Genomic DNA, 233 nt, shown 5'->3' with positions numbered 1-233 from the left:
CCACGTTGAACATCGGCCGCAAAGCAGGCAGCACGATCGGCAGTGTCGCCGGCGCGACGAGCGGCATGGCAATGACCCTCTCTGGCGCCGAAGCCGGCGCGGCCGTAGGCGCAATTGGCGGGCCGCTTGGCTCTGTCTTTGGTGGACTCGCCGGCGCGGTCATCGCCGGCCTACTCGGCAGTGCAGCAGGCTGCGCGGCTGGATCCGCGGTCGGTGCCGCCATCGACGAGAAC

At 70.0% G+C, this 233-nt stretch carries 1 protein-coding gene; it reads left to right on the top strand.

All coding sequences use genetic code 11. The features are described from left to right. Nucleotides 1–233 (top strand): hypothetical protein (locus tag SB725_RS34080; protein WP_410923809.1); only part of this gene is annotated, 233 nt, incomplete at both ends.

This window comes from Pseudomonas sp. SIMBA_041, assembly GCF_046535095.1.
GTDB classification, from domain to species: domain Bacteria; phylum Pseudomonadota; class Gammaproteobacteria; order Pseudomonadales; family Pseudomonadaceae; genus Aquipseudomonas; species Aquipseudomonas mucoides.
This window is presented reverse-complemented; position numbering and strand designations above follow the sequence as displayed.